The 3,068-nt window shown below is 73.7% G+C and carries 4 protein-coding genes; 2 read left to right on the forward strand and 2 right to left on the reverse strand.

All coding sequences use genetic code 11. The annotated features are described in order from the left end of the window. On the reverse strand, positions 1–190 hold a 190-nt coding region (locus JWR81_RS10040; RefSeq protein WP_297649765.1), incomplete at its 3' end, for a hypothetical protein. An 18-nt stretch (positions 191–208) separates the two neighbouring features. Further along, positions 209–1,048, reverse strand: a complete 840-nt coding sequence (locus tag JWR81_RS10045; protein ID WP_297649767.1) for a peptidylprolyl isomerase — start codon at positions 1,046–1,048, stop codon at positions 209–211. 87 nt (positions 1,049–1,135) lie between these two features. On the opposite strand from JWR81_RS10045, the gene JWR81_RS10050 reads away from it, so the two are divergent. Together JWR81_RS10050 and hisS are read left to right on the forward strand one after the other, a co-directional pair. After that, complete coding sequence (locus tag JWR81_RS10050; protein WP_297649769.1) at positions 1,136–1,840, forward strand: MBL fold metallo-hydrolase; 705 nt, start codon at positions 1,136–1,138, stop codon at positions 1,838–1,840. Between the two features lie 17 nt (positions 1,841–1,857). Continuing rightward, positions 1,858–3,068: histidine--tRNA ligase (gene hisS, locus JWR81_RS10055; RefSeq protein WP_297649771.1), on the forward strand; the 1,211-nt coding region annotated here is incomplete at its 3' end.

Consider the following 3,068-nt stretch of genomic DNA (forward strand, 5'->3'; position numbering starts at 1 on the left):
AGCGCAGCACGTCGCCGTCGACCGCGCCGCGGACCTCGCCCTGCTCCACGGTGACGACCGCCCCGATCGCGGTGCCGGGCTCGGGGGCGGCCGCGGCCGCGCGCGTGGCCACGACCACGCCGGCCACCAGCACCGCGGCGACGAGCACGGCGGTGGCGGCTCTGCTCGGGGTCCCGCGGGTGGAGGCCACGCGGCTGTCCCGGCGGGGTCAGCCGACCGTCGCGGTCGTGATCGTCACCTTCGTGTTGGGCGCGCCGTCGCCCGGGCCGTTCGCGTTGTTCGAGCCGCCCTTGGCGATGGCGTCGAGGGTGGCGAGGCCGGGGGCGTCGATCGTGCCGAAGACGGTGTAGTCGGGCGGGAGGGTCGAGTCGGCGTAGACGAGGAAGAACTGGCTGCCGCCCGAGTTCGGCGCCGACGTCTTGGCCATCGCGACGGTGCCGCGCGGGTAGACGACCGTGCCGTTGGCGGCGGCCGCGAGGCCGGTCGGCGGCTCGTCGGCGATCGTGTAGCCGGGCCCGCCCGAGCCGGTGCCGGTCGGGTCGCCGCACTGCAGGACCTTCAGCCCGTCGCCCGTGGTGAGGCGGTGGCAGCTCGTGCCGTCGAAGTACTTCTGCCTGGTCAGGCTGAGGAAGCTGTTCACGGTGCAGGGCGCCTTGGCCGCGTTCAGGGTGAGGCCGATGGGGCCGGCCGAGGTGGCGAGCGCGACCTTCGTGTCACCCGTGGTGGGCACGCCGGTGGTGGGGGGCGGGGTGTCGGCCTTCGCCGCCGTGCCCTCGGCCGGGTAGGCGCAGGAGCCGGGCGGCAGGGCCGCAGCGGCGGCGGCGGAGGTGGGTGTGGCGGCATCGCTCGGCGCCGCTGCGGCGGCGGAGGTGTCGCCGCCCTTCCCGAGGGTGGTCAGCAGCACCACGCCGACCACCACGACGACGACCACCACAGCGGACGTGATGACGGCGATCTGCCGGCGTCGCTTCGCCTGCTGCAACCGTCGCTCCTGCTGGCGGGCGAGCTTGCGCTTCGCCGCCTCGCGCCGCATCTGGTTCGTCGCCACCGACCACTCCTTCACTCACCGATCGGGGCGAAGGATAACGAGCGATCCTGAGAGAACCCCTCGGCCCTCGCTGTCTAGGCTGGTGGCGTGCTTGTCGCAGGTTTCCCGGCCGGGTCGTTCCAGACCAACTGTTACGTGGTGGCGTCTGCCGCGGGGGAGGCGTGCATCGTGGTCGACCCCGGCCAGGACGCCGTCGAGCCCCTCGAGGCGCTGCTCACCGAGCACCGGTTGACGCCGGTGGCGGTGCTGCTCACCCACGGCCACTTCGACCACACCTTCAGCGTCGCCCCGGTCTGCGACGGCCACGACATCCCCGCCTGGATCCACCCGGACGACCGCGAGATGCTCGCCGATCCGATGAAGGGCATGTCCATGCAGGCCTCCGCCTTCTTCGGCGGGAAGATCGAGCTGCGCGAGCCGAAGGAGGTCCGCACGCTCGACGACGGCGGCTCGCTGGAGCTCGCCGGGCTCACGCTCGGCATCGCCCACACCCCGGGCCACACGGAGGGCTCGGTGATCTTCACACTGCCGCCCTCCTCGACGGCCACCGACGAGGGCGTCGAGGTGATCATCGCCGGCGACACGCTGTTCGCCGGGTCGATCGGCCGCACCGACCTCCCCGGCGGCGACTTCGCGAAGATGCAGGCCAGTCTGCGCGACAAGATCCTCACCCGCGACGACTCGGCCGTCGTCCTTCCGGGCCACGGCCCGACCACGACCATCGGCCGCGAGCGCGCGTCCAACCCCTTCCTGCAGGATCTGGGCACCCCGGCGCCGGGACGCGGGCTGTGAGCGCCGTGGCCGACCGGGTGACGTCGTTCGCCGCACCCAAGGGCATCCCCGAGTACTACCCGCCGGAGTCGGCCGGGTTCGAGCACGTGCGCAACACGCTGCTCACCGCCGCCGACCGCGCCGGCTACGGGCTCATCGAGCTGCCGGTGTTCGAGGACACCGGGCTCTACGCGCGCGGTGTCGGGGAGTCCACCGACGTCGTCTCCAAGGAGATGTACACGTTCGCCGACCGCGGCGAGCGCTCGGTGACGCTGCGGCCCGAGGGCACCGCGGGCGTCGTCCGGTCGGTGATCGAGCACGGCCTCGACCGCGCCGGACTGCCCGTCAAGCTGCGCTACGCCGGGCCGTTCTTCCGCTACGAGCGGCCGCAGGCCGGCCGCTACCGGCAGCTGCAGCAGGTGGGCGTCGAGGCCATCGGGGTGGACGACCCGGCGCTCGACGCCGAGGTCATCGCCATCGCCGACGAGGGCTTCCGGGCGCTCGGCCTGACCGGCTACCGCCTGGAGCTCACGTCGCTGGGCGACGCCGAGTGCCGCCCGGCCTACCGCGCCCTGCTGCAGGAGTTCCTGGCCGGGCTGGACCTCGACGAGGCCACCCGCGCCCGCGCGGAGCTCAACCCGCTGCGCGTGCTCGACGACAAGCGCCCCGAGGTGCGGGCGATGACGGCCGACGCGCCGCTGCTGCTCGACCACCTGTCCGACGTCTCCGCCGAGCACCACGCCGCCGTGCTCGCCCACCTCGACGACCTGGGCGTCGCCTACACGGTGAACCCGCGGATGGTGCGCGGCCTGGACTACTACACGAAGACCACGTTCGAGTTCGTCCACGACGGCCTGGGCGCGCAGTCCGGCATCGGTGGCGGTGGCCGCTACGACGGGCTCATGGCCACGCTCGGCGGCCAGGCGCTCTCGGGCATCGGCTATGGCATCGGCGTCGACCGCACCCTGCTGGCGTGCCGGGCCGAAGGGCTGGCGCCCTGGTCGGAGGCGCGTTGCGAGGTGTTCGGCGTGCCACTGGGCGACGCGGCGCGCCGCCGGCTCGTCGTGCTCGCGGCGCAGCTGCGCACGGCCGGCGTGCGCGTCGACCTGTCCTACGGCGGGCGCGGGCTCAAGGGCGCGATGAAGTCGGCCGACCGCTCCGGTGCGCGGTTCGCGCTGGTGCTGGGCGACCGTGACATCGAGGCCGGCACGGTCGGGGTGAAGGACCTGGTGTCGGGCGACCAGCAGGC

This window comes from Pseudonocardia sp. (assembly GCF_025965585.1).
GTDB lineage: Bacteria > Actinomycetota > Actinomycetes > Mycobacteriales > Pseudonocardiaceae > Pseudonocardia.